Annotated in this window: 7 protein-coding genes; all 7 read left to right on the top strand. The window is 41.8% G+C overall.

The window, feature by feature from the left end; genetic code table 11:
- The coding region (locus tag GXZ13_06990; GenBank protein NLX75554.1) for a hypothetical protein at positions 1 to 332 on the top strand (332 nt) is incomplete at its 5' end.
- A gap of 136 nt (positions 333 to 468) precedes the next feature.
- Positions 469 to 723 (top strand): hypothetical protein, encoded by a 255-nt coding sequence (locus GXZ13_06985; GenBank protein NLX75553.1) that lies wholly within the window; start codon positions 469 to 471, stop codon positions 721 to 723.
- Positions 724 to 1,003: 280 nt separating this feature from the next.
- Positions 1,004 to 1,432 carry an OmpH family outer membrane protein gene (locus tag GXZ13_06980; protein NLX75552.1) on the top strand — a complete coding sequence of 143 codons (429 nt, stop codon included), beginning with the start codon at positions 1,004 to 1,006 and terminating at the stop codon, positions 1,430 to 1,432.
- A gap of 149 nt (positions 1,433 to 1,581) precedes the next feature.
- Entirely contained in the window at positions 1,582 to 2,079 is a 498-nt protein-coding gene (locus GXZ13_06975) for an adenosine monophosphate-protein transferase (GenBank protein NLX75551.1), read from the top strand.
- 74 nt (positions 2,080 to 2,153) lie between these two features.
- Complete coding sequence (radA, locus tag GXZ13_06970; GenBank protein NLX75550.1) at positions 2,154 to 3,494, top strand: DNA repair protein RadA; 1,341 nt, start codon at positions 2,154 to 2,156, stop codon at positions 3,492 to 3,494.
- Positions 3,495 to 3,573: 79 nt separating this feature from the next.
- Entirely contained in the window at positions 3,574 to 4,134 is a 561-nt protein-coding gene (locus tag GXZ13_06965; GenBank protein ID NLX75549.1) for a hypothetical protein, read from the top strand.
- 536 nt (positions 4,135 to 4,670) lie between these two features.
- On the top strand, positions 4,671 to 6,209 hold the full coding sequence (locus GXZ13_06960; protein NLX75548.1) for an S-layer homology domain-containing protein: 1,539 nt from the start codon (positions 4,671 to 4,673) through the stop codon (positions 6,207 to 6,209).
- Positions 6,210 to 6,266 lie beyond the last annotated feature (57 nt).

Here is a 6,266-nt window from a genome sequence, read left to right as displayed (position 1 = left end):
TAGGTCTTCACGTAAAAGGATTAGCCGTCGGGTACAACAAAACACAGCAGCTTGCCAAGCGAGATAAAGATAAGTACTACAAATACTTTTATGATCGCTTAAAAAAGAGAAATAAATATGAAAACGCTCGTAAAGCGATGGAGACACATTCTTATTCGGCAGAAATAACAGAAATCCTTAACTCTCTCGGAATTTGCAAGTTCTCTGTACTCGGACAGGGCACGTTATCCGAACTATGCGACTGTTACTCTGCTGTTACCGGCAAAAAGATGACGACAGAAGAGCTATCTCAAGCGGCTCAAAAAATTTGTACGTTAAAAAATATCGAATAAAGAGCAACAAAAAACGCTATTTTCTTTATTTTACTTTATCAACTTATTATTGATATTTTTATAAACTATAAAAGCAAGGATTTATATAAAGATACAAAATCACAATTTTAAAGTTTCAATTCGGAGGAAAGACAACATGTTCAAAAAACTTTCAAGCAGCAGCCTAAATAGACTTCTCACGATTTTGTCGATATTTGTCATGCTGTTGTGGGCGTGGAAATGGCTCGGCCCAGGTGGTTCTACAATAAGAGCCAGAGACTCGTTCGCCATGTCTAGAGTAGGGCTGTCTGTGCTGGATATGCTTTCAATCTCCCTGCTTGTCGTATGTGCCGGCTACCTCATTTGGCGCCTGCTCTCCTATTTCTTCTGGCACAAATACTTTAAAGAATAACAGCACAAAAATCTTTAATTTTTAATTAGAATTGCTATTTTACTGCTCGATTTTTAAAAAGACGTCTACTGTATTTCCTGCTCTACATATTTAACAAAACAGTCGCAGAGTGAATTAAGAGTGAAAAATCCGTTCATTTTTCGGATTTTATTTGTATTATTCGGTAATAATACGTGGACATCGCCGCTAAAGATAAGTAGAATTTAGAGAACAAGCAAGATTATAATATTGAAGATGATAAAATTCGTTTTTATAAATTACTGAGGAGGTAACAAGTAATATGTACTTTTCAAAGAAATTAGCAGTTGTAATGGCAGTATCCTTATTTACCGCATTTTTTACTGCGAACGCTGCATTCGCAGACACAATCGGGTTTGTAAATTCACAGAAATTAGTGCTGCAGCATCCTAAATTCCATCAGGTGCAGGAACAAATTAAGACTATGAATGAAAAGAAAACAAAAGAGGCCAAAGAAGCAATAGATAAAATAGCAGATGAACAAAAGAAAGTTCAGGAGTATCAGAATAGACGTCAAGACGCAGCACAGGAAGAATCAAAGTTAATGGCTCCGATTTTCAAAGATGTTGAGCTTGCCATTCGCAAGGTTGCAAATGCTAAGAAGGTTAATGTTGTCGTTGACGAGAACGCCGTCTTTTATGGCGGAATTAATATTACGGAAGACGTAATTACAGAACTTAAAAAGAAGTAGGAAGGTTTACTTAAATCCTGACGACAGAAGAGACTTTTGATGTGTAACAGCACGTTTTAAAGTCTCTTTTTTTATGCTGAAATCATGCTTAAAATTTCTTCTTTTGTTATACTTACATAAACTCATTGGATAAAACGGGGGTGTCATTAATGGATAAAAAACTTGACATAGAAATCCAGCAAATCAATGTATCAGAGGATTGCAACATAATAATCGGACAGAGCCATTTTATAAAAACTGTTGAAGACTTATATGAAGCACTGGTTACTTCTTCGCCAACGCTTGAATTTGGAATAGCCTTTTGTGAGGCTTCCGGAGATTGTCTAATCAGACATGACGGAAACAAGGAAGACCTGGAAGAAAAAGCAATAGAATACGCAAAACAGATAAATGCCGGTCATGTTTTTGTTATACTTCTACGAAAAGGCTACCCAATAAACGTTCTAAACAGAGTAAAAAACGTACAGGAAGTCTGTCGAGTTTTTGCCGCAACTGCAAATCCTCTTCAGGTTTTAATAGCGAACACAGATCAGGGACGCGGTGTCATCGGGGTAGTTGACGGTTTCAAGACTACGGGAGTCGAAAACAAAGAAGATCAGAAAAACCGCAAATATCTTCTAAGAGAAATAATAGGATATAAAAGATAGTCTTAAATTAATATAAAGAACAAAAGAGAAACAGAGAGAGGATGGGCACGACTTGTCGCCCAACGGTTCGTAGAATGGCAAAGGAAATAACTAGATATAAATGTTCCGAGTGTGAGCACATCAGCCTTACAGACGTAGGAAAATGTCCGAAATGTGGTGTCTGGGGTAGTATGGAGCCGGAAAAACCTCTTGCCCTTACGAAAAAAGGAGCTCTCACTTTATCAAAAAAAGCATATCCCATATCCGCACTTGAAGTGGAAGAGCAAAAAAGAATACCCTCCGGAATTAAGGAATTGGATCGCGTTCTCGGTGGTGGCTGGGTTCAAGGGGGAGTAACTCTTCTTGGCGGTGAACCTGGTGTAGGAAAATCAACCCTCTTGCTTCAAGTTTGTGCCGAAATGGCAAAGAACGGGAACAAAGTTCTCTACATTTCCGGAGAAGAATCTTCAGCACAGCTTGCGATGAGGGGACGCCGTCTGGGGCTCATGGTCGAAGGGTTGGACTTGCTCTGTGAAAGCGATCTGCCTGCCGCTCTTGAGGCAGCAGAAAAATACTCTTTTGTCGTAATAGATAGTGTTCAAGCATTTAGAGCTGACAGTGAAAGCGGATGGGCAGGCTCTCCTTCTCAAGTAAAAGGAGTTTCTGCAATGGCTGTAGAAATGGCAAAAAGCTGCCAAATCCCGACCGTGCTTGTCGGCCACATCACAAAACAGGGGCAGATTGCCGGGCCGAAGCTCTTAGAACATTTAGTCGACGTAGTTCTGCTCTTTTCAGGAGAACAAAATTCTACAAATCGCCTACTGCGTGCAGAAAAAAATAGATATGGCAGCACGGACGAGCTCGGAATATTTGAAATGTCAGGGAAAGGCCTTTCCCCGGTTTTGGATCCAAGCAGACTTTATTGGAGCGGCACGGACTTAGGCAGCTCCGGAGTATCAGTTGGCTTGGTCATGGAGGGATCCCGCTCTCTTGCCGCTGAAATACAAGCTCTTTCCTGTTCAACACCATTTCCATACCCTCGCAGAACGGCAAGAGGCATTGAAATAAACAGACTGCAGCTGCTGCTGGCAGTACTTGAACGTCGTGGCGGAATCAGCTCTCGTTCAAGCGACGTCTACTTAAACGTGGCGGGAGGCTTAACTCTCAGAGATCCCTCCGCAGATTTAGCGATTTGTGCCTCACTGGCATCAGCATTGAAAGACGTTCCACTGCCAAGCGATGTCTGCTTCATAGGAGAAGTTGGTCTTGCCGGAGAAATACGCCCTGCAGCCAGAACTCTCATGAGGCTCAAAGAAGCTGCCAGAATGGGATTTAAAAGAGCCGTTATAAGTAAAAGGACGCCAAAAGACGATTTTCCCATACAGGTTTTGAGGGCTTCATCAGTGAGCGAAGTTTTTAAAATGTTTCTAAAATAATTTCAGTATAGAATTACAAACAAACAATATTCTAAGATTAGTAAACTTATATTTGAAGTCATTTGAAGGGGTGTTTTTAATGAAAAGATTTGTAATGCCTGTATTTGCAACCTTTTTACTACTCTTTGTGCTGACAGCCATGGGGACGGCAGCCGATCTAAAACAGCTCGAAAAAAAGAACACAAAATATATAAAGTTTGAAAACCCCAAAGAAACTGCGTCATCAACGATAGAATTTTGGATCACATACTACACGCCTGAGCTCTGGAAACTTTACAATGAAGAAAACAAATCAGCAAAAACAGAATCAAGTTCAGATTTTCTAAAGGGAATAAAAGAAGAAGAGAACATTGCATTCAAAGTTAGAATTGATAACAACGCCTCTCCGATTGAGCTAAATCCGATAACTGCCATGATTAAATTAAGGGTAAAAAACAAGTACTACACTATAGAAGATTTCGACACAGAGCTATCATTCTCATTCCAAGGTGAAAATGAGGGGTTCATCTATTTTCCAAGACGTGATAAAAAAACAGGAGCCGATATCCTTAAAGATGCAAAAGATATATGGATAGAGTTCAGCCCTACAATAAGTCCTGTCATGCAAGGAAGGCTTGATAGCTTGAGGTGGAAGATCTAAAACGTAAAGATTAATTTAAATTGGATCGCAAGTAAGTATTTTCTTGTAGTTAACAGCAGTGTGTTATAATTGCTTAGGAATAAGCTAGAAGCAGAGTCGGAATTAGTTGTAGATAAAATACTCTGTTATGTATCTATATGAATGAAGGAAAGTTATTTTTCACTTAAAAGAGCGTATCAGACCGAAATAACTGCATAAATGAGACTTTAGTCCTATATGTATTATGGATTCTAATTGTATAATAGCGGTAAGTGATATTCCGTAGAGTTCTATGAGTAATATTACTTATGCATTATTGCAACACACGCAGCTTGAATTTCTGCGAAGACCCTCGACGGCAAGAAAGGTGGTGGAAACAACCCCCGCCAAAACAGGAGAGCAGAATGAAGAGGCAGATAGGAAGCGTGAGGAAGGAAGCTCGGAAGCTTAAAACAAGGTAACTTTGGAGTCTTGGATAAGTTAAGAGCAACCCCTATCGCGGAACGTCTGCGAAATAAAAAAAACTAAAAAAACACAACCAAGGGGGTTGTACTATAATGAAAAAGTTTCTAGCAGTATTGGCAGTAGTTGCCATCGTAGCATTTGCAGCACCTGCATTTGCAGCAAACCCGTTCATGGATGTACCCGCAGGTCACTGGTCATATGACGCAGTAGCACAGCTTGCATCCAAAGGCATCGTCTCAGGATATCCTGATGGCGCATTCAAAGGCGGCCAGCCCGCAACACGTTACGAAGTAGCATCAGTCGTAGCACGCGCACTCGCATACGAAGATCTTCGTCATGCAAGCAAAGAAGACCTCGAAATGCTCAAAAAGCTCGTCATGGAATTCAAAGACGAACTCGATGCACTCGGAGTCAAAGTCGACAAAATCGACAAACGCGTAGCAGTACTCGAAGATCGTCTCGGCGGCGGGAAACTCCGCGGAATCTTCCGTTTTGACGCCAAGTTCGGTACAGGTGATAACGATCACGCTAACACTTGGACAAGACAGGCAGTCAGCAAAAACGAATTCTCAAAAGAGAATTTCCGTCTTTTCTTGTCAAAACAGATTGACGAAAAAACATACTTTGAAACTCAGTACCGTGCCGGCGCATGGGCATCAGGCCAGAACAAAAACGGTAAAGGCCGTGGTGAAGTAACAGAATCATCATGGAACAAAGTATTCGTCAACACAGTACTTCCTTACGACGTAAACTTCCGTTTCGGACGCTTCCAGTTTGACTGGGAAGGCGACCACGGACTCTACATCGACGAAGACGCAGCATTCGGAGACTGGCGTGCAGACGGTTTCGAATTCACCAAAAAATGGGGTAACTTCAGAGGAGTTGGAGTTATCGGACGTAACACAAGCGGTGAAAGAAGAAACGAATTATTCGGCGCCGCATATGCAAGCATGCTCTATGCAGTCAAATTTGACTGGAAACCTACAGACAAATTCTGGGTTGCAGGTATGGGCTACTGGCAGCAGGGCGACGGTGCAGCTACCGACGATTTGAGAGTCAACACCTACGGAGCAGCAGCAGGCTTCAAATTCACACCTGCAGTCGAACTTAAAGGAATCTACTACTGGCAGAACTTCTCCGGTTGGACAGGAATCAAAAATGGCGACGATGCAAAATCATGGAAAGCCATTCTTGATGTCAAACAGGACGCACTCAAATTCACATCACTGTGGGTAGAGTACGCACAGGAAGACAACTGGTTCGGCGGTAACAACGACCAAGATTGGGTTGCAAAATACAGCCTTGGTACATACCTCGAAACAGGTGTACTCAACGTCAGACCTCACAACGAACAGACAACCAAATACTGGCACGTACAGGCAAAACAGAAATGGACCAAGAAATTCGGTACATTCCTTCGCTACACACGCGCAGACTGGGATACAGCAGGTCAGGATACAGCAACAGAATGGGGCGCAGGTGTAACATATCAGTACACACCGGCAATCGCATTCATGCTCGCATATGACAGCGTTGACTACGGTGCAGGTGGAAAACAGTACGGAAACAAACTTGCTCCTCTCGAAGGCAAAGACAACCTCATCATCTTCCGTACAACAGTTAGATTCTAATCTGACGAAACTTATTTAGTTACACAAACGGAGCCCATCTGGGCTCCGTTTTTTTAT

This window comes from Synergistaceae bacterium, from assembly GCA_012728235.1.
Classification (GTDB): Bacteria; Synergistota; Synergistia; order Synergistales; family Synergistaceae; genus JAAYFL01.
Note: the sequence above shows the minus strand (reverse complement) of the source record. Positions and strands in the feature narration are given on the sequence as shown.